This is a genomic window from Pseudosulfitobacter pseudonitzschiae (genome assembly GCF_002222635.1).
Lineage (GTDB): Bacteria > Pseudomonadota > Alphaproteobacteria > Rhodobacterales > Rhodobacteraceae > Pseudosulfitobacter > Pseudosulfitobacter pseudonitzschiae_A.
Window position 1 is genome coordinate 3170930 of sequence record NZ_CP022415.1, and the last position, 24247, is coordinate 3195176.

The window sequence follows — 24247 nt, forward strand, 5'->3', positions numbered from 1 at the left end:
CTGCGGACTGCCCAAGCTTGCAGCCCGATCAAACAGCTGTGGTTAAGTGAACCAAATCCCGCGGTACATCTCGCACTCTCCTCATGTCTGTATTCCAGATAGCGGCAAAACCCGCAAATGTCAGCCCAAAAGCTGCGCGCGGGTCAGGATAAAACCGGAAGCGATCCAGCGCGTTTCCAGTTCTTTCAATTTCGCACCCAGTGCAGGGCCGTGCAGGGCGGGCATCAGGTCATGCGCAGCGACCGGAAACTTTGCCGCGCTGCCACGTGTCGCTGCCGCCGCATCGCCCTTGTTTAAAGGGGTTTCGAACAACGCAGCCCGCAAAGCGATCACGTCCAGTGCTGTGGCCAGACCGTACCGGTAACCCAGTTCTGCCGCGCCTACGGCTGTGCCAACCAGTTCACCCAGCAACTGGGTTTTACGCGCATCCGCCTTGGACAAACGCAGACGCTCGGCCACATCCTCGCCCCCCAGAACTACCAGACGGCGCATCGGATCAGGTGACAGGTCAAGCATGGATTCGGCGTGGATCAACGGCGCCAGCCACCGCGCCTGTGCGCCACACAACAATCGCGGCAGCACCCCGACACGCTCCATCACCGCAACGGCGGGCGCGGGATCGGGTGCACCCAACAGCTTTGTCATCTCGGACCCGACGCGCTCGGCAGAGAGTTGCGCCAATCCGTCCAGATGTTCGGCAATTGCCGCCAGTGCATCCGCATCAAAGCCATGCACCGGGTCGGCGTACCAAGCCGAAAACCGGAAAAACCGCAGAATGCGCAGATAATCCTCGCGGATGCGGGCCGCAGCATCGTTGATAAAGATCACCCGACGCGCCAACGCATCGGGCAAACCACCCAGCGGATCAACCAGCGTTCCATCAGACCGCGCATAAAGCGCATTCATCGTGAAATCGCGCCGTCGGGCGTCCTCGACCACGTGAGTCGAAAACGCGACAACGGCGTGACGGCCATTGGTCGTGACATCGTTGCGAAAAGTAGTGACCTCATAGGGTTCACTGCCGATCACAACGGTCAGGGTGCCATGATCAATGCCTGTCGGGATTGTCTTGAACCCCGCCGCTTTGCAGACCTTTTGAACCTCGTCAGGCGTTGCGTCTGTGGCAATATCAATATCGCTGGCTGCAATGCCCATAACGGCATTGCGCACACAGCCACCCACAAACAACGCCTGAAATCCCGCAGATTCTAACGTTGAACACAACGCCAGCGCCCCGGCATCGTTCAGCCAAGGCACATCAGCGGGCAATTTCATATCATCCGGTCGGTCCATACCCGCAACATACGCGCGGTTGCACCCCAGATGTAATAGGGTCCGTAAGGAACAGTATAATAGGTGCGCATCGCCCCACGCCAACGGCGCGATTGAGTAATGTAATTTTCGGGATTCAGAACATGCGCCAGCGGCACCCGAAACACCTCGGCCACCTCGCCCGTTTCGGGCAAAATCTCGAACGGGTTTCCGACATAGGCCAGCACCGGCGTGACCAGAAACCCTGTGCTTGTCTCGTGCGGGGGCAAGGTGCCCAGCACTTGCACCAGCTCCGGTGGCAGGCCGATTTCCTCGTGCGCCTCGCGCAGGGCGGCGGCAGTCACGTCTGAATCGGTGTCGTCCTGCTTGCCCCCCGGAAAGGCGATCTGCCCCGGGTGGTGTTTCAGCGCAGAAGATCGCGTGGTCAGGATCAAATCGAGCCCGTCAACCCCGTCGACCACCGCTGCAAGCACACCGGCGGGACGCAGCTTGCGCCCCGCTGGCAAGATCACATCGGGGTTCATATCAAAGTCGGACGAAGGCCGCCCCGGACGGTCCAGCGCGGCCTTGATATCATTCAGGTCAAACGTCACTTGGGCCCGCTTCTGCATCAAAGCCGACTGTCTTCGGGTCCAGATCGTAATGCGCCCCGCAGAACTGGCAGTCGGCGGTCACGCGGCCATCGTCGGTCGTCATCGTCTCGATGTCGCGTGCCGAATAGATTGACAGGCTTTGACGCACACGCGCTTCGGAACAGGTGCAACCAAAGCGGACGGCCTGCGGATCGAACACGCGCGGCAGTTCTTCATGGAACAGGCGCAGCAACAGATCGTTTGGCGGCACTTGCGGGCCGATCAGTTCCAGATCTTCCACCGTGTCCAGCAAGATGTTCACGCGACGCCAGTTTTCGTGTTTGTCATCCGATAGCAAATCGGACGGCTTGAGGATGTCCCCCTCGCCTTTGACCTTGGCCATCAGCGGCGAAGCCTCGGGCATGTGCTGCAACATCACACCCCCTGCGCGCCAATGCTCTTCACCGTTGCCTTCGGTGCTTTTGCCAAAGCTCAGTTGGAACCGGGTCGGCAACTGTTCGGACTGTGCAAAATACACCTCGGCACAGGAGGACAACGTCGGCCCCACCAATGGCGAGATACCCTGATAGGGGGCCATGTCCTGACCTTGGTCGATGATGACGGCAAAGTAACCTTCGCCCACATTTTCAAACGGTGCGCCGTCGGTCAGCCGGTCGGCATCGTAGCTGGCATAGGCGCGGATGCGTGCGGGCTCTCCCTCTTCGGTCGGGCCGTAGTAGTCTGTTGCGATCATCCGCACAGCGCCTTTGGACTGCACTTGCAGCGACAGCTTCCAACGCAGTTTGATGGTTTGGCCGATCAACGCGGTCAGTAGCGCCATCTCGGCGACCAACGCTTCAACCTGAGCGGGGTAGTCATGTTGTTTGAGAATTCCGCCCAATACACCGTCCAGCCGCGCCACGCGGCCACGAATGTCCGAGGCATCAAGCTGAAAAGGCAGGACCGTGTCGTCCCACACGAGTTGGTTTCCGAGAGTCATTGGGGTTTCCTTATGCGCCGGTCGTTGGCATATCGCGTCAATATAGGTGACGCAATCCGCAGTAAAAGAGGTAGCCCATGATCCGTCGTGTCGGACCACCCCCGATCAAGGATCGGAAATACACACAGCGTTCCGGCGCCTATGCGATTTTACCGGTACGAGGTGGCGTCTTGCTGACCGGACAGCAGGGCGACTGGCTGGACATTCAATTGCCGGGTGGCGGCATTGATCCCGGCGAATCCCCGCAACAGACCCTGCACCGCGAAGTGCGCGAGGAAACCGGTTGGGCGATTGCACAGCCCCTGCGACTGGGTGCTTTCCGGCGGTTTGTTTATATGCCCGAGTACGATATGTGGGCCGAAAAACTGTGTACGGTTTTTGTCGCCCGCCCGACCCGGCGCATTTCCGATCCGATTGAACCCGACCACGTGTCGTTGGTGCTACCATGGGCCGAGGCGATTGCAAGCATCGGCAACGATGGCGACCGGTTGTTCCTTCAGCGCTATGCCTCAAGTTCGGTCTGATATTCAAAAAGCACACCCGACACGTCATCCGGAAAATCCTGATTGCCAGCAAATTCGCTCAGCTTCCAGATCAGCGCCTCGAAGAATGAAGGGCCATTGACCCCCTGAAGATCGCGCATGATCGCCTCTAGCCCGCCCTCGTCCAGCAGATCGCCAGCATCGTTTGGACATTCTGTAACGCCGTCCGAACACAACAACAGCCTGTCCCCTGCCCCAAGATGCAGGTCAAACTGCGAAAATTCGGCGTCGTGGATCAGCCCCACGGGAAAGCCGCCAGGGCTAATCTGTTCGATGCGGCCATCGCTGCGCTGCACCACAGGATGCGGATGCCCCGCCTGCGCCAACGCAACCTTGCCGGTGGCCAGATCGACATCGGCAAGGATCATCGTAAAATAATGCTCGGTGTCCATTTCATTAAGTACAAGGTTGTTAATCGCCCGCATGACCGCCAGCGGCGGGCGGATGCGATAGGTGCCGTCGCCGTTGGGCATCAGCGCCACGTTTTGATCAGGCGCCGTAGACGAAAGATAACCCGCCAGTCGCGCCGTCATCAGCGCCGAACTGATCCCGTGGCCCGATACATCAATGGCATAAAGCCCAAGGTGCCCGTCGCCCGACCGGAAGAACCCCACCAGATCGCCGCCCACATGGCCGCTGGGCCGCAAAAGCAGCGACACATGCCCCTGATCAAAGGCGACCGAGCGTTCGCGCACCAAAGATTGCTGAAGCTTTTTCGCCTCGAGCAGATCCTTGTCGATGCTGTCATAGAGGCGCTGAAGCTCAAGCAGGGTTTGCGAAATCAGGTGGTTCTTGCCTGTCAGTTCGCGTTGCATCTGCAAAATACGGTCGCCTGCCGTGATCCGGGCGCGCAACTCGTTCAAATCTACCGGCTTGCTGACAAAATCGTCGGCACCCGCTTCAAGCCCGCAGGCCACTTCCTCTTTTTCCGACTTCGAGGTCAGAAGGATAAAATAGCCGTAATCGTCCCCCCCAAGCTTGCGAAAGGCATCGCAAAATTCCAGCCCGTTCATCCCCGGCATCATCCAGTCACTGAGGACCAGATCGGGGGTCACCTCGCGGCACATTTCCAGCGCAGCATCACCCGACGCAGCTTCAATCACGTTGAAGCCCCACGCGCGCACGGATGTGCTGAGGATGCGACGTTGCAGGCGGCTGTCGTCTACGATCAACGCCAATCGCCGCCGCCGGGGTGCGTCGCTGTGGTGCTCCGGCGAAGATGACGGGGCGGGGGACTGCATCTATAGGTATCCAATCAATTTTATATCTGACCGTTTGTGGCCCCTGCACCGTTAACGATTGGTCATCATTTCCCGAAACCTTCCTAAAATTGAAATGACTCACCTGATGTTTACCCCTGTCATCCATCCTGCCCCGAACAATCCAAAAGGGGGCTGCGATGATTGACTGGACTCAGGTAACCGCGCTGCGCGACCAAATCGGCGCCAACGAAATGGACGAGGTAATCGCCCTGTTTATCGAAGAGGTGGAAGAGGTGACTGAGCGACTGCGTCGGTCACGGGCCACGTCCAATCTTGAACATGACCTACATTTTTTGAAAAGTTGCGCGCTGAACTTAGGGTTTTCCGATTTCTCGGCCCTGTGCCAGACTGGCGAACGGATGGCCCGACAGGGGCAAGCCGATCAAGTGGACATCCCGCAGATGCTGCACAGCTATAGCAAGTCCAAGGCGTGTTTTCTGGCCCAGAAAGACAGCGTGCTGGCCGCTTAGACCAGCTTGTAGAAATCCTTGATGCCCGCCTGTCCCAACTCACGTTCGGCCTTGGCCTTTAGCCTGCGCATACCTTCCAGCCAGCCATCGGGGTCCAGCGCGCGCGCCTTGACGTATTCGCTGACCACGGGGTGCGACAGAATTCGGAACTGTTTGCCGGTGATCCCGTCAATGGTGGATTGCGCCACGTCATCTGCCGTCATCAATGACACATGATGTGCAGCATCCGCATCCGACAGATCAATCAGCGGCGTCGCCACATACTGTGGGCACAGCACCGACACGCCAATCCCGTCATTACCGTGGCTGATCGCCAGCGATTCGGCAAAACTGACGGCGGCGTGTTTCGTTGCCGAATAGGCCGCATCGCCAATCTGGTTCAGCAACCCCGCCGCCGAAGCGACATTAACGAAATATCCCGAGCCGCGTTCGATCATCTGCGGCAGCAATGCGCGTGCCGCATAAACATGCGCCATCACATGTACATTCCAGTTCAGCATCCATGTCTCATTAGTCGCTGACGCTGCGTGGCTGGGCTGACCACGGCCAAGACCCGCGTTTGACACAAACACATCAATCGGGCCCAAAGTCGCAGTAACACCATTGCACATTGCTATAATGTCACCCTCGGACGTCACATCGCAGCGCATTGCCATACCGCCCACATGATCGGCCAGCGCCTGGGCTGCATCCATATCCAGATCAGCCACGCAGGTCTGCGCACCCAGCGCCGCGAACTTCCGTACCATCGCCGCGCCAATGCCGCTGGCCCCGCCGGTGACGACGACAACTTTGCCCTGAAAATCCATGTCTCTCTCCCTAGATGACAAATTGTGCTACAGTTTCGTTGTTGGTGATGTCCGTATAGGCAAACCCGCCCGCATCCAGCCGTGCAAAGAAATCGGTGAAATTCTCGGGCGCGCTGGTTTCGATCCCGATCAGGACCGAACCGAAGTTGCGCGCCGATTTCTTCAGATATTCAAACCGCGCAATGTCGTCGTTCGGCCCCAAAAGCGACAGGAAATCCTTTAGCGCACCGGGACGCTGCGGCAGCCGCAGGATAAAGTATTTTTTGACGCCAGAGTACCGCTGCGCCCGTTCCTTGACCTCGGGCAGACGCTCGAAATCGAAATTCCCACCAGAAGCGACACAGACCACAGTTTTGCCCCGAATCTCGTCCCGCAGATCGCCCAGCGCCTCGATGGACAGCGCACCTGCGGGTTCCAGAACGATACCTTCGACGTTCAGCATTTCCAGAATCGTGGTGCAGATGCGATCTTCAGACAGGTCGATCACATCACTGCGGTCGATACCGCGCAGCCGCGCGAACGTCCGCACACCGATGGTAGCAACGGCTGCCCCGTCAACGAATGTATTGACCGGCTTCACCTCGGTCGGTTGACCAACCTCGACCGCCGCTGCCAGACTTTTAGCACCGGAAGGTTCGACAAAGGTATAGCGCGTGTCGCCCCCGAAATAACTGTAAACGCCCGACGACAATCCGCCACCGCCCACGGGCAGCACGATACGATCCGGCACACGGCCCAACTGTTCCTCGATCTCGACTGCAACCGAGGCTTGGCCTTCGATCACATCCTCGTCGTCGAAGGGCGACAGGAAATGCGCCCCCTCTTGCGCGCAAAACGCCTGCGCCGAGGCCAGCGTATTGTCGAAATAGTCACCAATCAGCTTCACCTCGACTGCGTCACCGCCAAACATGCGTGTCTTTTGCACCTTTTGCTGAGGTGTCGTCACTGGCATAAAGATCACACCGCGCACGCCAAAATGGCGGCACATGAACGCCACGCCCTGCGCGTGGTTGCCCGCAGAGGCACAGACAAAAACTGTTTGGCCCGGAATGACCTTGCGCATCGCATTGAACGCACCGCGCAGCTTGTAGGACCGCACAGGGCTAAGGTCTTCACGTTTCAACCAGATATCAGCGTCATAACGGGCCGACAGCAGATCGTTGCGCAACAGCGGGGTCGCGGGAAATACGCTGCGCATCGCGGCGGTGGCAGCCCGTGCATCATCTTTGAACGTCATGGCAGTCCTTTCAGGTCATTCCAGCCCTAAGCGCCCCGCCTGCAAGGGTCAATCTTGCCCCTAGGGCCGAAACCTTATATCGCGGCCAGCAAAACCATAATGTGGAAAGAACCAATGAGCGCGCCAAAGAAAGTAGTGCTGGCCTATTCCGGCGGCCTCGACACCTCGATTATCCTGAAATGGCTGCAAACCGAATACGGTTGCGAAGTCGTCACCTTTACCGCTGATCTGGGTCAGGGCGAAGAGCTGGAGCCCGCACGGGCCAAGGCCGAGCTGATGGGTGCGTCGTCGATTTATATCGAAGACCTGCGCGAAGAATTCGTGCGAGATTTCGTTTTCCCGATGTTCCGCGCCAATGCGCTGTACGAAGGGCTGTACCTGCTGGGCACATCCATCGCACGGCCGCTGATTTCAAAGCGTCTGGTCGAGATTGCTGAAAAAGAAGGTGCCGATGCGGTGGCCCATGGTGCCACGGGCAAGGGCAACGATCAGGTGCGGTTCGAACTGGCAGCTTATGCGCTGAACCCCGACATCAAAGTGATCGCGCCATGGCGTGAATGGGATTTAACCAGCCGCACCAAGCTGATCGACTTTGCCGAGAAAAACCAGATTCCGATCGCCAAGGACAAACGCGGCGAAGCGCCGTTTTCGGTTGATGCGAACCTGTTGCACACCTCGTCCGAGGGCAAAGTGCTGGAAGACCCCGCGCAGGACGCGCCCGATTACGTCTATCAGCGTACCGTCGCCCCAGAGGATGCGCCAAATACGCCCGAATACATCGAAGTCGGTTTTGAGAAGGGCGATGCAGTCTCTATTAACGGCGAAGCGATGTCGCCTGCGACGGTTCTGACCAAGCTGAACGAACTGGGCGGCAAGCACGGCATTGGCCGTCTTGATCTGGTTGAGGGTCGTTTTGTCGGCATGAAATCGCGCGGCATCTACGAAACGCCAGGCGGCACCATCCTGCTGGAAGCGCACCGCGGGATTGAACAGATCACGCTGGACCGCGGCGCTGCCCACCTGAAAGACGAATTGATGCCGCGCTATGCGGAACTGATCTATAACGGATTCTGGTTCTCACCCGAGCGCGAGATGCTGCAAGCGTTGATCGACCGCAGCCAAGAGCATGTGACAGGCACTGTCCGCTTGAAGCTGTACAAAGGTTTGGCGCGCACGGTGGGCCGCTGGTCTGAACACAGCCTCTATTCAGAAGCGCACGTAACCTTTGAAGATGACGCAGGCGCCTATGACCAGAAAGACGCCGCAGGGTTCATTCAGTTGAACGCCCTGCGACTGAAGCTGCTGGCGGCACGGGATCGTCGCCTTAAATCCTAAGCTTTTTCTCTGCCATCCGAATATAATGGGGCATCGCTGCATTGGCGATGTCCTGATATTCGGGCGGCAAATCCGGCAGCGGGCCCTCGGACCCTGCAAACCCTGTTGACTGATGCACTGCGCCATACCAGTGCGATGCCCAAACACCGTCGTCGGCATGACCCCCGGCAGACCAATTCAACATTCCCGCATCCCACTCTATCCCGATGGCGTCGCACAGCGCGCGCAGCATCCCCTCGGGGTTGTCGCGAATGTCGGCGGAGTCGATCACCACTGGCGACTGCGCTGCATCAAACAGCGTGGCCTGCTGGACAAAGCCGATATCGTTCAGACTTGGCCCCTCGCGTTTTTGCGCATAGCTGGCCAGAACGCGGGCAGGATGACGGATTAGAAACACGTTGGTGACCTGCTTCATCCAGTCGCGCGGGACACCGGTGACCATATGATGGGCCATGTGCTTTTGGTAAAATACAGGCTCTGACACGGGGGAAACCAGCGTTTCAGCGACCTTGTAACCGTCAATCGGCTGAGCTGCCAGAATCTCGGCTTGCATGGGATGTTCGATACCGGACGCATGCAGGTATGCCGCGTAAAACGGTTCGTCCACAACCTTACAATCCACCCGTGCACCAAAGCTGTACATCATGGCAGTGGACAGGTTGCGTGGCCCCGACCACATTGCGATCCGTTTGGTTTTCATGCGCTGATCCTTCTGACGCGACTTCACCTTGGCGTGACTTTCCACCCCGATTTCTTGAGTGGGGCAGCCTTTCCCCTATTTCTGAACAAAGGGAGTTTGTCATGAATATTCAACGACTGTTTTTGATCACTGCTGCTTGCATCGGCATTTCCACCGCGGCGCAGGCCGCAGACCTTAAAACACTGACCGTCGCGGGCGGTTGTTTCTGGTGCGTAGAGGCCGATTTTGAAAAGGTCGATGGCGTGACCAGCGCGGTGTCCGGCTTTGCCGGTGGTACGGTGTCCGATCCGACCTATAAAGAGGTCGTCGCGGGCGGCACCGGCCACTACGAGGTGGTACAGATCACCTATGACCCTGCGGTGGTACAAGCCGACACATTGCTGAACCTGTTCTTCCGGTCGGTTGATCCACTGGATGCAGGCGGCCAATTTTGTGATCGCGGCGACAGCTACCGCACCGCGATCTTTGCCGCTGACACCGCACAAAAGCAGGCAGCAGAACAGGCCAAAGCCAACGCCCAAGAAGCCCTGGGAAAGACTGTCGTTACGCCCATCTTTTCAGCGCAACCATTTTATCCGGCAGATGCCTATCATCAAGATTATTATAAACAATCCAGCTTGATCCTGACCCGTTTCGGCCCAAAGACCAAAGCCAACGCCTACACCGCATATCGCGAGGCGTGCGGACGTGACGAACGGGTAAAGCAACTTTGGGGCAGTGACGCGCCCTTTTTGCCCGGCAGTTAACCCAGTTTAAAATCTTCGATGTCTTTTAGGTCTGGGATCACATCGGCCGTGCCGTGGCGTGTCACCATGATCGCCGCAGCGGTCATGGCCAGTTTGATCGCTTGCGCAGTGGGTAAATCCCGGTCCAACCCCGCCACCAGATAGCCGGTGAACGTGTCACCCGCACCGGTGGTATCAACCGGATCGACCTTGACCGACGGGTAATGCACCTTGGTTTTGCGAATGTTGTCGTAGTGGTCGCAGCCATCCGCACCACGCGTCACCACAATCTGCGAGATATGCAAATCGCCCAATTCCGCCCCCAGACTGTCGCTCAGCTGTGCCGCCTCAACCGCGTTAAGTACCAACATATCCAGGTAGGGCATGACCACCCGCACTGAATCCGCGTCAAAGGGTGCGGCAGCATAGACCACTTTTAGACCCAGTTGGCTGGCAATTTTCGCAGCCTCGGTCTGGCCGTTGGTTTCGTTCTGCATCAACAACGTGTCGCCATGATCAGCAGAGGACAAAGCCCCCGCGATCATGTCATCGGCCAGAGTGCGGTTGGCCCCGGAATAAAGAATGATATTGTTCTCGCCCGCATCATCGACGGCGATGATGGCATGGCCGGTTTCGCCAGACAGACGCGCAACGTGGCGCACGTCGACACCGTATTCCATCAACCGGTCCACGGCCCAACCACCGTCAGCCCCCACCGCACCGATATGCGCAACACGCGCCGCAGCACGGGCGGCGGCAACAGACATGTTCGCACCCTTGCCACCCAATCCGCGTGTCACCTTGGTCGCAGCAAGTGTTTCACCGGGCGCAGGCAGATGCGGCAGCCGGTAAACCACGTCGATGTTAATCGACCCAAGATTCCAGATCGCCATCAGCCAACCTTGCAGGCGGCCAGCACGGCCATGTTGAGGATGTCGTTGGCGGTTGAAACCGTCGAACAAATCTGGATCGACCGGTCCACGCCCGACAAAATCGGCCCGATCACAGTCGCCCCGCCCATTTCCTGCATCAGCTTGACCGAAATGCTGGCCGAGTGGCGGGCAGGCACGACCAGGATATTCGCAGGCCCCGTCAAACGCGAAAACGGATAAGCCCCCTGTGCCTTGGCGTTTATTGCCACATCAACGGTCATTTCGCCCTCATATTCGAAATCAACGCCGCGCCGGTCCAGAACTTTGGGCGCCAACGCCATCTTTTCCGCCCGCTCGGACACAGGATAGCCAAAAGTCGAGAAGCTAACAAAAGCCACGCGCGGTTCGATCCCCAGATGACGGGCGACAACCGCACCGCGTTCGGCGATGTTCGCCAGATCTTCCTCGTCCGGCCATTCGTGCACCAGCGTGTCGGCAATCAACACGATGCGCCCCTTGTGCAACAGCGCCGTGATGCCCGCAGCGCCATGTTCTGCATCAGCGTCAAAGACATTGTTGATTCGTTCCAGCACATGCGCCGATTTACGCGTGGCTCCGGTCACCAGTCCATCACCATGTCCGTGCGCCAGCATCAGAGACGAGAACACATGCCGGTCGCGCGCAGCCAGACGGTGAATATCCGACCGGTCAAATCCGCGCCGCTTCAGTCGTTCGTAGAGAAATGTTTTATAGGATTCTAGATGCTGGGTGTTGGCGGCATTGACCACTTCAATCTCGCGCACTGCATCGCCCAAGCCTGCTGCTTCCAGCTTGGCCTTGACGTCACTGTTGCGTCCAACGACCAGCGCGCTTCCCAAGCCAGAGCGCTGGTACATCACCGCTGCGCGCAACACGCGAGGGTCATCACCCTCAGCAAAAATCATCCTTGCTTGCGCAGCACGGGCCCGCGCATTGATGCCCCGCAGGATGTTTGCGGTGGGATCCATCCGCGACTTTAACGACAGTTCATAGGCTTCCATATCGATAATCGGACGGCGCGCCGCACCCGTGTCCATGCCCGCCTTGGCCACGGCTGTCGGAATACGGTGGATCAGACGCGGATCGAACGGCGTCGGAATGATGTAATCGCGCCCAAAGGTCAGGTTCTTGCCATAGGCCAGCGCCACCTCGTCCGGCACATCTTCACGGGCGAGTTGCGCCAAAGCATGGGCGCAAGCAATCTTCATCTCGTCGTTGATCGCGCGTGCGTTGATGTCCAGCGCCCCGCGGAACAGATAGGGAAAGCCCAACACGTTGTTCACCTGATTTGGATAATCGCTGCGACCTGTGGCCACGATCGCATCCACCCGCACCTCATGCGCCTCTTCGGGCGTAATCTCAGGGTCGGGATTGGCCATCGCAAAGATCACCGGATTGTCCGCCATTGAGGCGACCATCTTGGGCGTTACGGCCCCCTTGGCCGACACGCCAAGAAACACGTCACAGTTCACCATCGCCTCTTCCAGCGTGCGCAGTTCGGTCTTGACCGCGTGGGCCGACTTCCACTGGTTCATGCCTTCGGTGCGGCCCTGAAAAATCACGCCCTTGGTGTCGCACATGATGCAGTTTTCATGTCGCGCGCCCATCGATTTGAGCAACTCAAGGCAGGCAATTCCTGCCGCCCCTGCACCGTTCAGCACGATTTTGACGTCTTCAATCTTTTTGTTCGACAGGTGCAGCGCGTTGATCAATCCAGCAGCACAGATCACGGCTGTGCCATGCTGGTCGTCGTGGAAAACGGGAATGTCCATTTCCTCTTTCAGACGCTGTTCGATGATAAAGCATTCGGGTGCCTTGATATCCTCAAGATTGATGCCACCGAATGTCGGCCCCATCAGTCGCACGGCGCGGCAGAATTCGTCGGGGTCTTCGGTGTCTAGTTCAATGTCGATACTGTTCACGTCTGCAAAGCGTTTGAACAGAACCGCCTTGCCTTCCATTACCGGCTTGGACGCCAGCGCCCCAAGATTGCCCAGACCCAAAACAGCCGTACCGTTCGAGATGACCGCCACAAGATTGCCCTTGTTGGTATAGTCATACGCCGTCTCGGGGTTTTCCGCGATCGCCTCGCAGGGCACAGCGACACCGGGCGAATAGGCCAGGCTTAGGTCGCGCTGGGTGGTCATGGGTACCGTTGCAGTAATCTCGAATTTTCCCGGCGTGGGCTCAAGATGGAAGGCCAGAGCCTCTTCTGCTGTGACTTTGGTCTTCGACATGTGCAACATTCCTCCAATGCATTGACCTCTCATAACCGAGCGATGATCCGCGCTCAATCAGCTTTGGCTTTCGCTCGGCCTCTGGCGTTTGTAAGGTCGCGCTGGTTCGCATGGGGGCAGGTATGACGGTAACGCCGATGATGGCGCAATTTCTGGAGATCAAGCAGGCGCATCCCGGATCGCTGCTGTTCTACCGGATGGGCGATTTTTACGAAATGTTCTTTGAAGACGCGGTGGCAGCTGCCGAAGCACTGGACATTGCCCTGACCAAACGCGGCAAACATGACGGCGACGATATTCCCATGTGCGGCGTGCCCGTACATTCCGCAGAAGGATATTTGCTGACGCTGATCCGCAAGGGGTTTCGCGTGGCCGTCTGCGAGCAGTTGGAAAACCCCGCCGAAGCAAAGAAACGCGGCAACAAATCTGTGGTCAAACGCGGTGTTGTGCGGCTGGTCACCCCCGGCACCCTGACCGAAGATTCACTGCTGAACGCGCGGCAGCACAACTATCTGGCAGCCTTCGCACAGGTGCGCGATGCGTCAGCGCTGGCGTGGCTGGATATGTCCACAGGTGCCTTTCGGGTGATGCCACTGGACCAGATGCGTCTGGGGCCGGAACTGGCACGGCTGGCCCCGTCGGAATTGATCGTTATGGATGCATCCGAGGCAAAATTATCCGAATTCGTCTCTGATTTCGGTATCTCGATGACGCCGTTGTCGCGCGCCAGCTTTGACAGCACTGGTGGCGAAAAACGGCTGTGCGAGTTGTTCGCGGTGCAGACACTGGACGCATTCGGCAGCTTTGATCGCGCTCAGATTTCAGCGATGGGTGCGATTGTTGAATATCTAAACATCACGCAAAAGGGCAAACTGCCCTTGGTGCGAACCCCGCAACAAGAGGACCAGTTGGGGCAAGTTCAGATCGACGCGGCCACACGGCGCAATCTGGAACTGACCCACGCGCTGTCCGGTGGTCGTGCCGGATCGCTGTTGGCTACCATTGATAAAACACTGACCGCCGGCGGTGCACGCTTGTTGGAACGGCGCCTTGCCAGTCCCTCGCGCAATGTGCGCATCGTACAGGACCGGTTGGATTCTGTCAGTTTTTTCCTTGAAAACAGTCTCTCTGATGGTCTGACCGAACGGCTGCGCCATGTCCCCGATCTGGACCGCGCCCTGTCGCGGCTGTCATTGGACCGTGGCGGCCCACGCGATCTGACAGCCATTCGCGATGGTCTGATACAGGCCGCCTCTATCGCCAAGGATGGTTTGGGCCCCGACGCACCACATGGTGTCGCGGACGCACTGAACCGCATGGGTGGGATGGAAGATCTGATCAACCTGCTGGACGACGCGCTGGTGGCCGAACCGCCGCTGCTGGCTCGCGATGGCGGCTTTATCGCGACGGGTTATGACCCAGATCTGGACGAGGCCCGCACCCTGCGAGATGAGGGTCGGTCGGTAATCGCCGCCATGCAGCAAGACTTTGCCAACATCACCGGCATCACCTCGTTGAAGATCAAGCACAACAACGTTCTGGGCTATTTCATCGAAACCACGGCGACCCATGCGGAAAGAATGCTGTCACCGCCGCTGTCCGAAACCTTTATCCATCGTCAGACCACAGCCAACCAAGTGCGCTTTACCACGGTCGAACTGTCCGAGATGGAGACCAAGATTCTGAACGCAGGCAACCGTGCGATCGAGACGGAAAAGCGTCTCTATAAAATGCTTTCCGAGACTGTTTTGGCCAAGGCCGCCGAGATTTTCCAAACCGCGACTGCACTGGCAGAACTTGACGTATCTTGCGCGCTGGCCCGCCTGGCACGGGCCGAAGACTGGTGTCGCCCGCGCGTGGATGACAGTCGTGCCTTTGACATTGTTGGCGGGCGTCACCCTGTTGTGGAAAAGTCCCTGCGCGACGGTTCGGGCGAGCCGTTCATCGCCAACGATTGCAACCTGACTGCCGAAGACGGATCAAACATCTGGCTGCTAACCGGTCCGAATATGGCGGGTAAATCAACATTCCTGCGCCAGAATGCGCTGATCGCCCTGTTGGCGCAAATGGGCAGTTATGTGCCCGCGACCTCTGCGCGCATCGGTGTTATCAGTCAGTTGTTCAGCCGCGTTGGCGCAGCCGACGATCTGGCACGCGGACGATCCACATTTATGGTCGAGATGGTGGAAACTGCTGCGATCCTGAATCAGGCGGACGATCGCGCGCTGGTGATTCTGGACGAAATCGGACGTGGCACTGCCACCTATGACGGTCTGTCCATCGCATGGGCCACGCTGGAACACCTGCACGACGCCAACAAAAGTCGCGCGCTGTTTGCCACCCATTACCACGAACTGACTGCCCTTGCCGGCAAGCTGGACCATGTCGACAATGCCACCGTCGCGGTCAAGGAATTCGATGGCGAGGTGGTGTTCTTGCACGAGGTGCAAAAGGGTGCTGCTGACCGGTCCTATGGTGTGCAGGTCGCCCAACTGGCCGGACTGCCACCCTCGGTCATCGCCCGCGCCCGCACTGTTCTTGAAGCGCTGGAAAAGGGCGAACGCGAAGGCGGCGCCACGCAAAAGGCATTGATCGACGATCTGCCACTGTTCAGCATGCAGGCTGCACCGCCTGCTCTGAAACAGGCACAAAGCCCTTTATTAGAGATTATAGGCGCACTGCATCCGGACGAGATGACGCCGAAACAAGCGCTAGAAGCGCTTTATAAACTGAAAGAGGCGGCCAAAACCTGACCGCCCCTTTCGAACTTGCTTTTGGGTTCTTTTACGATGCAGGCATCGAAGACACGCCAACCTGCGCAGGGCGCAGCAAACGATCGTGCAACATGAACCCTTCGGCGGCGACCTGAATGATCTCGCCTGCCCTTGTGCCGGGCACGGGTGCCTCGAACATCGCCTGATGGTGCTGCGGATCGAATTTATCGCCCACCTCGGGCGAAATCATGTCGATACCATGTTTCTTGAACACGCTCAGCAGCTCGCGCATGGTCAGTTCGATGCCTTCCAGCAAAGGACCGGCCACATCGCGCTGGTCCTCGGTTGCGGCTTCAAGCGCGCGCTTCATGTTGTCGTATACTGGCAGCATATCGCGGGCCAGCTTGGACCCACCATAGTTCTCTGCCTCGCGACGGTCCTTGTCCGACCGCTTGCGCGCGTTTTCCGCATCTGCCAGCGCACGCATGAACCGGTCTTTCAATTGATCCCGCTCAGCCCGCAGCTGGTCCAGCTCCAACGCCTCGTCATCAATCTCGGCCATTTCGTCGGCATATTCATCCGCTTCAACCGCATCGATGTCGTCCAGGAAATCGTTTTCTTTCGGCTCCGCCATTCTTCACCTCTAACTTTTATCGGTCAGCAATTTGCCCACCAATTGCGCCGTGTAATCCACGATCGGAACGATGCGCCCATAGTTCAGGCGCGTGGGTCCGATGACCCCGACCGCTCCGATGATCTTTCGATCTGCGTTCATATATGGGGAAACCACCAGAGAGGAACCCGAAAGTGAAAAAAGTTTGTTCTCTGAACCGATAAAAATGCGCACGCCGTGACCTTCGTCGGTCAGTTCAAGGAATTCGGCGATATCACGCTTGCGTTCAAGGTCGTCAAACAGCGTGCGGATTCGGTCCAGATCCTCGCCTTCGCCTGCAGACCCCAGCAGATTCGACCTTCCCCGCACGATCAGCCGCTGATTACGGTCGTCATCACCGTCCCAAACGGCCAACCCCTGCTGCACCAGTTCGGCTGCCAGACTGTCGATCTCGCGGCGGCGCTTCTTGATCTCGACCTGTATCACCGATTGCACTTCGCTCAGGGTTTTGCCCTCAATCAGCGCGTTCAGGAAGTTCGCGGCCTCTCGCATGGAACTGGGAGTTTGACCGGGCGGCGGAGTAAACAGGCGATTTTCAACATGCCCGTCAGCCAGCACCAGCACACCAAGGGCGCGGTCATGCCCAAGCGAGACAAACTCGATATGTTTGATCGGCGCCTCGTGTTTGGGTGCCAGCACCAATGATGCACCCTGCGTCACGCCAGACAGGGCGGACCCCACCCGATCCAACAGCCCCGCAACATCGCGTTCATTGCCACCGCGCGTCGCATCGATTTTTTCACGGTCAGCCGAGTCAGGCACGCCCACTTCCATCAACCCGTCTACGAACATCCGCAAACCGCGCTGCGTCGGAACGCGTCCGGCGCTGACGTGCGGGCTGTCCAACAGCCCCATAAATTCCAGATCCTGCATAACGTTGCGGATCGTCGCCGCGCTGACCTTTTCGCTGAAATCGCGGGTCAGCGTGCGCGATCCGACCGGATCACCGTTCGCAAGATAGCCTTCGACCACGCGGCGAAACACTTCGCGCGATCGGTCGTTCAGCTCTTCAAAGATATTCGGTGTATCTGTCATATTTCGCCTCGGCGTCGTCACTAGACGGGCTGTGCAACAAAAGGTCAATCGCACTTGCGTCGCAGGCCCGCAGGGCGTTATCCCCGCCCCAACAGATAAAAGGATATATCATGCGACCCTCGGGAAGAAAACTGGACGAAATGCGCGCCGTTTCCATCGAAACCGGCTTTACCAAACACGCCGAAGGGTCTGCCCTGATCAAAATGGGTGACACGCATGTTCTGTGCACCGCCACAATTGAAGACCGCGTGCCGCCATTTATCAAAGGGTCCGGGCTGGGCTGGGTCACCGCCGAATACGGCATGCTGCCCCGCGCCACCAACACGCGAATGCGCCGTGAGGCCGCAATGGGTAAACAAGGCGGGCGGACAGTTGAAATCCAACGCCTGATTGGCCGGTCTTTGCGCGCTGGCGTAGATCGCTCGGCCTTGGGTGAACGTCAAATCACTATCGACTGCGACGTGTTGCAGGCAGACGGCGGCACCCGTTGCGCGTCGATCACCGGCGGCTGGGTTGCATTGAAGCTTGCTGTGAACAAGTTGCTGAAAGCGGGCGATATTGTCTCTGATCCGCTAGTAGACCCCGTTGCCGCCGTCAGCTGCGGCATCTACGCGGGCCAGCCGGTGTTGGATCTGGATTACCCCGAAGACAGCGAAGCAGGCGTAGACGGCAACTTTATCCTGACTGGCACAGGCCGCTTGATAGAAGTGCAGATGAGCGCCGAAGGGCAGACATTTTCGCGCGATCAGATGAATCAGTTGATGGATCTGGCTGAAAAGGGCATGTCTGAACTGGTCACAGTGCAAAAGGCCGCCACTTTATGACACGCAAATTTTCAGGGGATCGGTTGTTGGTGGCCACGCACAACGCGGGCAAGCTGGAAGAAATGGTTGCGCTGCTCCAACCCTTTGGCGTGCAAGTCGTCGGCGCCGCCGAAATGAAGCTACCAGAGCCGGAAGAAACCGAAAGCACCTTTGTCGGCAACGCCCGGATCAAGGCACATGCGGCAGCACAAGCGACCGGCCTGCCCGCACTGTCAGACGATTCCGGCATTCAGGTCGATGCGCTTGACGGTGCGCCGGGTGTCTATACCGCTGATTGGGCCGAAACACCAAACGGGCGCGATTTCCTGATGGCCATGACCAAAACGCGCGAGATGCTGGAACATCGTAAAGCACCCGAACCCCGCACCGCGCGGTTCTGCTCGACGCTGGTGTTGGCGTGGCCCGATGGTCACGATGAGGTTTTCGAAGGTACGGTTGACGGCACGTTGGTCTGGCCCCTGCGCGGGGCGTTGGGGCACGGATACGACCCCATGTTCCAGCCACTTGGCCACAACGTGACATTTGCCGAAATGACCGCAGATGCCAAGAACGCGATCAGCCATCGCGCAAATGCGTTCAAGAAACTGATCGACGGCTGTTTTGACTGAAGATTGGCAATACGGCGGCTTTGGAATCTATATCCACTGGCCTTTTTGCGCGGCCAAATGCCCCTATTGCGACTTTAACAGTCACGTCACGCGCAGCGTCGATCATTCTGCTTGGCGCGATGCTTATCTGGAAGAGATTCGCAGAGCCGCCAAGCAAACGCCAGGCCGCGTTGTTCACACCGTGTTTTTCGGCGGTGGCACGCCCAGCCTGATGGAACCTTGGGTTGTTGCGGACATCATCGACGCGATCCGCAAACATTGGCCCACCGCCAACGACATGGAAATCACACTTGAGGCCAACCCCGGGTCGGTCGAGGCGCAGCGTTTTGCCGATTTTCGATCAGGTGGCGTGAACCGCATATCAATGGGCATTCAGGCACTGAACGACGAAGATCTACGGCGCTTGGGTCGTATTCACACTGCCGACGAGGCACGCGCCGCATTCGACATTGCACGCAAGACCTTTGAGCGGGTCAGTTTTGATCTGATCTATGGGCGGCAAAAACAAACCTTGCAGGCTTGGGAATCCGAGCTAAAGCAGGCTCTGAACATGGCAATAGATCACTTGTCGCTGTACCAGCTTACCATCGAACAAGGTACAGCTTTTGGTGATCGGTATAACGCGGGCAAACTGTCCGGATTACCGGACGAAGATCGCGCCGCCGATATGTTCACCCTTACCCGCGACATCTGCGCCGACTTTGGAATGCCCGCCTATGAGGTCAGCAACCATGCCCGTGACGGCGCGCAGTCACGGCACAATCTGATCTACTGGCGCTATGGCGATTACATTGGGATTGGTCCCGGTGCACACGGGCGCATCACCGCCGAAGGTAAACGATACGCAACCGAAGCGCCAAGCAACCCGAAACGCTGGCTGGAAGAGCTGCGACAACTGCCTGCCATCGCTTTGACCGACAAAGATCAGGCCAACGAATTTCTTTTGATGGGCCTTAGATTGTCAGAAGGCGTGGATCTTTCGCGTTTTGAGACGCTTTCAGGGCGCTCTGTGGCCATTGATACGCTGAAAAACCTCTCTGAGCTTGGTTTGCTCGATCAGAGGGGTCAAAGGATTTTTGTTACAGAACAAGGTGTTAGCGTTCTGAATGGGGTTTTGCGCGAATTGCTGGCGGATTAACTTCCGCTTAGCATCCGGCAGAGTTCGTCCAGCTCTTCTAGTGTTTTATACGAAATCGAAAGCTGTCCCGACTCTGCCCCCGGCTTGTGGGACAGTGAAACTGTCATGCCCAAGGCCGCCGACAAATCCCCTTCAAGAGCTTTGGTGTCCGCGTCTTTCGCTTCACCCGATCTTTTGGTGCCGGTTTTCGGGGCAGCAGGGTCATTCCGTCCTTGCATGGATTTCACCAGCGCTTCGGTCGCACGTACACTCAGACCTTCGGCAACCACTTTGCGCGCCAAAGCGGAGGGATCATCTGCTGTTATCAACGCGCGCGCATGACCAGATGACAGATCGCCCGTGCGCACCATCTCGACCACATCTTCAGGCAACTGTAGCAATCGCAGCAAATTTGCAATGTGGCTGCGACTTTTTCCCAAAGCTTCTGCCATCTTTTCCTGGGTATGACCAAATTTATCCATCAACTGACGATAGCCTGCGGCCTCTTCAATCGCATTCAGATCGGCACGCTGAATGTTCTCGATAATTGCGACTTCCAGAACTTCAATATCGTCAAAGTCGCGCACGATCACTGGCAGCTCATGAAGCTTGGCCATCTGCGCAGCACGCCAGCGACGCTCACCCGCAACAATTTCAAAAGCACCGTCTTTTTCACGCACGATAAGCGGTTGGATGACACCCTTTTCGGCAATTGACGCCGCCAGATCATCCAGATCGTCCTGCGTAAACCGCTTGCGCGGCTGCTCTGGATTGGGTTTGACGCGCTCAATCGGCACCGACCGCACGCCAGAAGCAGTGCTTTCTTGTGCGACCTGCTCAGCCTCGTTCACATCCGCCATCAACGCCGAAAGGCCACGACCGAGACCACGTTTTTTATCTTTGGATACCATCTCAGGCCTCTACTTTCTGTCGAGCATTGTTTCGAATAAATTCCATGGCCAACTCACGATAGGCTTTGGCGCCGCGAGATGCAGGATCGTAATTAAGTACCGGCATTGCAAAAGACGGCGCTTCTGACACACGAACGTTGCGCGGGATTACAGTTTTGAACACCAGATCGCCCAGATTATCTCGCGCGTCCTGCTCAACCTGCAAACTCAGGTTATTCCGTTGATCGTACATGGTCAGAACGACACCTTCGATCCTCAGATCTTTATTGCCGGATTGGCGAACCTCGCGAATGGTCAGCATCAATTGCGAAAGGCCCTCCAACGCAAAGAACTCGGACTGAAGCGGCACCAAGACTGAATGCGCTGCGATCATTGCATTAACGGTCAGCAGGTTCAGTGAGGGCGGGCAGTCGACCAACACATAGTCAAAGCCGAATGCGTCCATTTGGACCTGGCGCAAGGCATCATGCAGCAAGAAACTGCGCTTTTCATTGGAGATCAGCTCAAGATCAGCCGAACTCAGATCGACTGTCGCGGGTATAATTGACAAATTTTCAACTGCTGTGGGTAGAATTGCTTCGTTGAGGTCGACATCTTCCAGCAACAGCTCGTACGTCGTCAAAATGCGGTCATCTACCTCGATCCCAAGCCCCGTCGAAGCATTGCCCTGCGGGTCCAGATCCACAAGCAGCACCTTGCGACCTTGTTCGGCCAATGCCGCAGCCAGATTGATCGACGTCGTCGTTTTACCGACGCCCCCTTTTTGATTGGCAACTGCAACGATCTTGGGTCCAATTGGGCGTGTGGGATCAGACACGTTTCAACTCCTTGATCTGCAATACAGCCGCCTGCGAGTCTGTGTGGCTTGCATGTGCTTCACAGTCGAATGTCCATGTTTTCCGCGCATCATCAAGCTCTGATTGCCACATCTCGCCCTTCGGAAAGAGCGTCTGACCATTATGGGATAAATGCTGCGCCACAAACCCAAACAAATCAGACAGTTGCGACAACGCGCGTGCAGAAATTATATCTGCATTCAGCGGTTCAAGTGCTTCAATCCGCTTGGCCACGACAGTTACATTCAATTCAAGCTCGCGCGCTGCCGTCCGCAAAAACGTCGATTTACGCTGATCGCTTTCAACCAGTGTAAATCGTGTCTCACAGTCAGCGTGTTTCGCGAAAGTTGCACAAATGATTGCCGGAAAGCCTCCACCACTGCCAAAATCTGCCCAATGCGCAACTTTTGGCGCAAGCATCCAAACCTGTGCCGAATCCCAAATATGGCGATTCCACAGCTCGGGCGCGCTTGAGCGCGAAACCAAATTGATTTTGGCGTTCCACTTTAAAAACAAGTCGTGAAAGCGTTCGAGGTCTTCCAATGTTTCACGTGAAACATCCCCCGCCAACCAATCAGGTATAATAGTCATGCTGATTTCTTCTTGTGCTGCCGAAGCTTGGCCAGCAACAGCGCCAAAGCCGCTGGCGTCATCCCCTCAACCCGCGCGGCTTGCGCCAGATTGCTGGGCCGTGCGTTTTCAAGCTTTGCGGTCAGCTCATTCGAAAGCCCGCTGATCCCCGAATACACAAATCCACTAGGAATAAGCTGGGCTTCGTCCTTTTGAATACGGTCAATATCTTTCTGCTGGCGGTCAATGTAATTTGCGTAGAGCGCGTCGCGTCCGAGTTGAATTTGTATTTTCTTTTCAATACCTTCCAAGTCTGGCTGAACACGTACAATATCCGCAAACTGAACATCTGGAAATGCCAACAGTTGGTAAGGCGTCCGGCGCGTACCATCCTCTTTCACTGCTATTCCTGCGCCCGAAATGTGTTTGGGAGTGTATTTTTTTCGCGTCAATGCTTGATATCCAGCAGAAAGCGCATCTCGCTTGGCTTCGAACAAGGATTGCCGCTTCGAAGATACCATTCCCAGATCGATCGCCATCGGTGTCAGCCGTTGATCCGCATTATCTGCGCGCAGCGACAGTCGAAATTCGGCGCGCGAGGTGAACATGCGATAGGGCTCTGTCACGCCACGTGTCGTCAGATCGTCAATCATTACACCGATATAGCTGTTCGAACGGCCAAAATGGACTTGCTCACGACCTTGCGCCAAACAAGCAGCGTTGATACCCGCGACCAAACCTTGCGCTGCGGCCTCTTCGTAACCTGTCGTCCCGTTTATTTGCCCCGCAAGGAAAAGATGCGTTGTCGCGCGAAGCTGCAGCGACGCGTCCAATGCGCGCGGATCGACATAGTCGTATTCAATCGCATATCCCGGTTGCAGGATCACCGCGTCCTCTAGCCCGACAATGGAGTGGATATAGTCCTTTTGCACATCTACGGGCAGAGATGTCGATATACCGTTTGGGTAAACCGTGTTTCCAGACAAGCTTTCAGGTTCAAGAAACACTTGATGTGACGTTTTATCAGCAAAACGCACGACTTTGTCTTCGATCGACGGACAATAGCGCGGGCCCTTCCCGTCTATATGACCGCCATACATCGCCGAACGCTTGAGGTTCTTCGTGATAATCTCATGGGTGCGTTCGTTGGTATGGGTAATTCCGCAAGCAACCTGTTTCGCCGACAACTGCGCTGTTTCAAAAGAGAAAAACGCAGGGTCTTCGTCCCCCTGCTGCTCGTCCAGAATGGACCAATTGATTGTGCGTGTATCCAAACGGGGCGGCGTTCCGGTTTTAAGCCGACCAAGGGGCAAGCCGAACGCGTCAATCCGCTCCGCCAGACGTACCGACGCCTTATCGCCCATGCGACCGCCAGAACGTTTTTCTTCGCCAATATGTATGATCCCCCGAAGGAACGTCCCCGTGGTTAGGACAACTGTGCTGCTGTGAATCTGTGTTCCATCTGCCAGTTCAACTCCGGTTGCGCGCTGCCCCACCATTTTCAGGTCGACAACTTCACCTTCGATCACTGTTAGATTGAGCTGCGATTGAATGACAGCCAGCATTTCTCGTTGATAAATCTCACGGTCTGCCTGCGCACGTGGGCCTTGAACCGCAGGCCCCTTACGCCGGTTCAGCAGACGGAACTGAATTCCAGCCTTATCTGCAACTTTTCCCATCACGCCATCCATTGCGTCGATTTCGCGAACAAGGTGCCCTTTTCCCAAACCGCCGATCGCTGGATTGCAGGACATAACACCAATGCCAGACAGCGTCATGGTGACCAGCGCCGTGTTGGCACCCATCCGCGCAGCCGCGTGGGCAGCCTCTGCTCCCGCATGGCCACCTCCGATTACCAAAACGTCAAAATGTTTCACGTGAAACACT

At 57.2% G+C, this 24247-nt stretch carries 23 protein-coding genes; 8 read left to right on the top strand and 15 right to left on the bottom strand.

Annotated elements, in window-relative coordinates; translation table 11 throughout:
- Nucleotides 1–120: 120 nt before the first annotated feature.
- The 3 genes from SULPSESMR1_RS15615 to SULPSESMR1_RS15625 are packed head-to-tail and all read right to left on the bottom strand — an operon-like array spanning nt 121 to nt 2844.
- Complete coding sequence (locus SULPSESMR1_RS15615; protein WP_089421702.1) at nt 121–1293, bottom strand: CCA tRNA nucleotidyltransferase; 1173 nt, start codon at nt 1291–1293, stop codon at nt 121–123.
- Nucleotides 1272–1883: a CoA pyrophosphatase gene (locus tag SULPSESMR1_RS15620; RefSeq protein ID WP_198362809.1), complete on the bottom strand. Its 612-nt coding sequence runs from the start codon at nt 1881–1883 to the stop codon at nt 1272–1274. Before SULPSESMR1_RS15620 ends, SULPSESMR1_RS15615 begins: the two co-directional genes overlap by 22 nt.
- Nucleotides 1855–2844 carry an Hsp33 family molecular chaperone HslO gene (locus tag SULPSESMR1_RS15625; RefSeq protein ID WP_089421703.1) on the bottom strand — a complete coding sequence of 330 codons (990 nt, stop codon included), beginning with the start codon at nt 2842–2844 and terminating at the stop codon, nt 1855–1857. Before SULPSESMR1_RS15625 ends, SULPSESMR1_RS15620 begins: the two co-directional genes overlap by 29 nt.
- A gap of 77 nt (nt 2845–2921) precedes the next feature.
- Between SULPSESMR1_RS15625 and SULPSESMR1_RS15630 the strand changes: the two genes are divergently transcribed.
- Nucleotides 2922–3368 (top strand): NUDIX domain-containing protein, encoded by a 447-nt coding sequence (locus SULPSESMR1_RS15630; RefSeq protein ID WP_089421704.1) that lies wholly within the window; start codon nt 2922–2924, stop codon nt 3366–3368.
- Here SULPSESMR1_RS15630 and SULPSESMR1_RS15635 read toward each other — a convergent pair.
- Nucleotides 3347–4627, bottom strand: a complete 1281-nt coding sequence (locus SULPSESMR1_RS15635; protein ID WP_089421705.1) for a PP2C family protein-serine/threonine phosphatase — start codon at nt 4625–4627, stop codon at nt 3347–3349. The two genes, SULPSESMR1_RS15630 and SULPSESMR1_RS15635, sit on opposite strands and share 22 nt — an antisense overlap.
- Before the next feature lie 158 nt (nt 4628–4785).
- Between SULPSESMR1_RS15635 and SULPSESMR1_RS15640 the strand changes: the two genes are divergently transcribed.
- Nucleotides 4786–5118: an Hpt domain-containing protein gene (locus SULPSESMR1_RS15640; protein WP_089421706.1), complete on the top strand. Its 333-nt coding sequence runs from the start codon at nt 4786–4788 to the stop codon at nt 5116–5118.
- Here SULPSESMR1_RS15640 and SULPSESMR1_RS15645 read toward each other — a convergent pair.
- Together SULPSESMR1_RS15645 and ilvA are read right to left on the bottom strand one after the other, a co-directional pair.
- On the bottom strand, nt 5115–5927 hold the full coding sequence (locus SULPSESMR1_RS15645) for an SDR family NAD(P)-dependent oxidoreductase (RefSeq protein WP_089421707.1): 813 nt from the start codon (nt 5925–5927) through the stop codon (nt 5115–5117). The genes SULPSESMR1_RS15640 and SULPSESMR1_RS15645 overlap by 4 nt on opposite strands.
- Nucleotides 5928–5937: 10 nt before the next feature.
- Entirely contained in the window at nt 5938–7164 is a 1227-nt protein-coding gene (gene ilvA / locus SULPSESMR1_RS15650) for a threonine ammonia-lyase IlvA (RefSeq protein ID WP_089421708.1), read from the bottom strand.
- A gap of 114 nt (nt 7165–7278) precedes the next feature.
- Here ilvA and SULPSESMR1_RS15655 point away from each other — a divergent pair, with 114 nt between their 5' ends.
- Entirely contained in the window at nt 7279–8499 is a 1221-nt protein-coding gene (locus SULPSESMR1_RS15655; RefSeq protein ID WP_089421709.1) for an argininosuccinate synthase, read from the top strand.
- Here the strand turns inward: SULPSESMR1_RS15655 and SULPSESMR1_RS15660 are convergent.
- On the bottom strand, nt 8489–9199 hold the full coding sequence (locus SULPSESMR1_RS15660) for an HAD family hydrolase (RefSeq protein WP_421086562.1): 711 nt from the start codon (nt 9197–9199) through the stop codon (nt 8489–8491). The genes SULPSESMR1_RS15655 and SULPSESMR1_RS15660 overlap by 11 nt on opposite strands.
- A 101-nt stretch (nt 9200–9300) precedes the next feature.
- Between SULPSESMR1_RS15660 and msrA the strand changes: the two genes are divergently transcribed.
- Complete coding sequence (gene msrA, locus SULPSESMR1_RS15665) at nt 9301–9945, top strand: peptide-methionine (S)-S-oxide reductase MsrA (RefSeq protein WP_089421710.1); 645 nt, start codon at nt 9301–9303, stop codon at nt 9943–9945.
- Here the strand turns inward: msrA and SULPSESMR1_RS15670 are convergent.
- Both SULPSESMR1_RS15670 and SULPSESMR1_RS15675 read right to left on the bottom strand, forming a co-directional pair.
- On the bottom strand, nt 9942–10817 hold the full coding sequence (locus tag SULPSESMR1_RS15670; protein WP_089421711.1) for a ribokinase: 876 nt from the start codon (nt 10815–10817) through the stop codon (nt 9942–9944). The genes msrA and SULPSESMR1_RS15670 overlap by 4 nt on opposite strands.
- A complete protein-coding gene (locus tag SULPSESMR1_RS15675) occupies nt 10817–13072 on the bottom strand; it encodes an NADP-dependent malic enzyme (protein WP_089422359.1) in 2256 nt (751 codons plus the stop codon). The genes SULPSESMR1_RS15670 and SULPSESMR1_RS15675 overlap by 1 nt, the downstream gene beginning before the upstream one ends.
- A gap of 122 nt (nt 13073–13194) precedes the next feature.
- Here SULPSESMR1_RS15675 and mutS point away from each other — a divergent pair, with 122 nt between their 5' ends.
- Entirely contained in the window at nt 13195–15825 is a 2631-nt protein-coding gene (gene mutS / locus SULPSESMR1_RS15680) for a DNA mismatch repair protein MutS (protein ID WP_240311431.1), read from the top strand.
- A 31-nt stretch (nt 15826–15856) separates the two neighbouring features.
- On the opposite strand, the gene SULPSESMR1_RS15685 is transcribed toward mutS, so the two are convergent.
- The gene (locus tag SULPSESMR1_RS15685) at nt 15857–16420 is read right to left on the bottom strand and encodes a nucleotide exchange factor GrpE (protein ID WP_089421713.1); all 564 of its coding nucleotides are present in this window, start codon (nt 16418–16420) and stop codon (nt 15857–15859) included.
- 9 nt (nt 16421–16429) lie between these two features.
- On the bottom strand, nt 16430–17494 hold the full coding sequence (gene hrcA, locus SULPSESMR1_RS15690; protein WP_089421714.1) for a heat-inducible transcriptional repressor HrcA: 1065 nt from the start codon (nt 17492–17494) through the stop codon (nt 16430–16432).
- 110 nt (nt 17495–17604) lie between these two features.
- On the opposite strand from hrcA, the gene rph reads away from it, so the two are divergent.
- Genes rph through hemW form a run of 3 tightly spaced genes read left to right on the top strand, consistent with a single transcriptional unit; the run spans nt 17605 to nt 20064 of the window.
- Nucleotides 17605–18318: a ribonuclease PH gene (rph, locus tag SULPSESMR1_RS15695; RefSeq protein ID WP_089421715.1), complete on the top strand. Its 714-nt coding sequence runs from the start codon at nt 17605–17607 to the stop codon at nt 18316–18318.
- Nucleotides 18315–18926 carry an RdgB/HAM1 family non-canonical purine NTP pyrophosphatase gene (gene rdgB / locus SULPSESMR1_RS15700; protein WP_089421716.1) on the top strand — a complete coding sequence of 204 codons (612 nt, stop codon included), beginning with the start codon at nt 18315–18317 and terminating at the stop codon, nt 18924–18926. Before rph ends, rdgB begins: the two co-directional genes overlap by 4 nt.
- Nucleotides 18919–20064, top strand: coding sequence for a radical SAM family heme chaperone HemW (hemW, locus tag SULPSESMR1_RS15705; RefSeq protein ID WP_089421717.1), 1146 nt, complete (start codon nt 18919–18921; stop codon nt 20062–20064). Before rdgB ends, hemW begins: the two co-directional genes overlap by 8 nt.
- Here hemW and SULPSESMR1_RS15710 read toward each other — a convergent pair.
- The 4 genes from SULPSESMR1_RS15710 to mnmG are packed head-to-tail and all read right to left on the bottom strand — an operon-like array spanning nt 20061 to nt 24237.
- Nucleotides 20061–20954 (bottom strand): ParB/RepB/Spo0J family partition protein, encoded by an 894-nt coding sequence (locus SULPSESMR1_RS15710; protein ID WP_089421718.1) that lies wholly within the window; start codon nt 20952–20954, stop codon nt 20061–20063. The genes hemW and SULPSESMR1_RS15710 overlap by 4 nt on opposite strands.
- 1 nt (nt 20955) lies before the next feature.
- Entirely contained in the window at nt 20956–21771 is an 816-nt protein-coding gene (locus SULPSESMR1_RS15715; RefSeq protein ID WP_089421719.1) for a ParA family protein, read from the bottom strand.
- On the bottom strand, nt 21764–22381 hold the full coding sequence (gene rsmG / locus SULPSESMR1_RS15720) for a 16S rRNA (guanine(527)-N(7))-methyltransferase RsmG (protein WP_089421720.1): 618 nt from the start codon (nt 22379–22381) through the stop codon (nt 21764–21766). The genes SULPSESMR1_RS15715 and rsmG overlap by 8 nt, the downstream gene beginning before the upstream one ends.
- Nucleotides 22378–24237, bottom strand: coding sequence for a tRNA uridine-5-carboxymethylaminomethyl(34) synthesis enzyme MnmG (gene mnmG, locus SULPSESMR1_RS15725; RefSeq protein WP_089422360.1), 1860 nt, complete (start codon nt 24235–24237; stop codon nt 22378–22380). The genes rsmG and mnmG overlap by 4 nt, the downstream gene beginning before the upstream one ends.
- Between the last annotated feature and the right edge of the window lie 10 nt (nt 24238–24247).

Coding starts and splice junctions, on each gene's coding strand:
- SULPSESMR1_RS15615 (WP_089421702.1), bottom strand. CDS start 1,293: ATGGACCGACCGGATGATATGAAATTGCCCGCTGATGTGCCTTGGCTG.
- SULPSESMR1_RS15620 (WP_198362809.1), bottom strand. CDS start 1,883: ATGCAGAAGCGGGCCCAAGTGACGTTTGACCTGAATGATATCAAGGCC.
- SULPSESMR1_RS15625 (WP_089421703.1), bottom strand. CDS start 2,844: ATGACTCTCGGAAACCAACTCGTGTGGGACGACACGGTCCTGCCTTTT.
- SULPSESMR1_RS15630 (WP_089421704.1), top strand. CDS start 2,922: ATGATCCGTCGTGTCGGACCACCCCCGATCAAGGATCGGAAATACACA.
- SULPSESMR1_RS15635 (WP_089421705.1), bottom strand. CDS start 4,627: ATGCAGTCCCCCGCCCCGTCATCTTCGCCGGAGCACCACAGCGACGCA.
- SULPSESMR1_RS15640 (WP_089421706.1), top strand. CDS start 4,786: ATGATTGACTGGACTCAGGTAACCGCGCTGCGCGACCAAATCGGCGCC.
- SULPSESMR1_RS15645 (WP_089421707.1), bottom strand. CDS start 5,927: ATGGATTTTCAGGGCAAAGTTGTCGTCGTCACCGGCGGGGCCAGCGGC.
- ilvA (WP_089421708.1), bottom strand. CDS start 7,164: ATGACGTTCAAAGATGATGCACGGGCTGCCACCGCCGCGATGCGCAGC.
- SULPSESMR1_RS15655 (WP_089421709.1), top strand. CDS start 7,279: ATGAGCGCGCCAAAGAAAGTAGTGCTGGCCTATTCCGGCGGCCTCGAC.
- SULPSESMR1_RS15660 (WP_421086562.1), bottom strand. CDS start 9,199: ATGAAAACCAAACGGATCGCAATGTGGTCGGGGCCACGCAACCTGTCC.
- msrA (WP_089421710.1), top strand. CDS start 9,301: ATGAATATTCAACGACTGTTTTTGATCACTGCTGCTTGCATCGGCATT.
- SULPSESMR1_RS15670 (WP_089421711.1), bottom strand. CDS start 10,817: ATGGCGATCTGGAATCTTGGGTCGATTAACATCGACGTGGTTTACCGG.
- SULPSESMR1_RS15675 (WP_089422359.1), bottom strand. CDS start 13,072: ATGTCGAAGACCAAAGTCACAGCAGAAGAGGCTCTGGCCTTCCATCTT.
- mutS (WP_240311431.1), top strand. CDS start 13,195: ATGACGGTAACGCCGATGATGGCGCAATTTCTGGAGATCAAGCAGGCG.
- SULPSESMR1_RS15685 (WP_089421713.1), bottom strand. CDS start 16,420: ATGGCGGAGCCGAAAGAAAACGATTTCCTGGACGACATCGATGCGGTT.
- hrcA (WP_089421714.1), bottom strand. CDS start 17,494: ATGACAGATACACCGAATATCTTTGAAGAGCTGAACGACCGATCGCGC.
- rph (WP_089421715.1), top strand. CDS start 17,605: ATGCGACCCTCGGGAAGAAAACTGGACGAAATGCGCGCCGTTTCCATC.
- rdgB (WP_089421716.1), top strand. CDS start 18,315: ATGACACGCAAATTTTCAGGGGATCGGTTGTTGGTGGCCACGCACAAC.
- SULPSESMR1_RS15710 (WP_089421718.1), bottom strand. CDS start 20,954: ATGGTATCCAAAGATAAAAAACGTGGTCTCGGTCGTGGCCTTTCGGCG.
- rsmG (WP_089421720.1), bottom strand. CDS start 22,381: ATGACTATTATACCTGATTGGTTGGCGGGGGATGTTTCACGTGAAACA.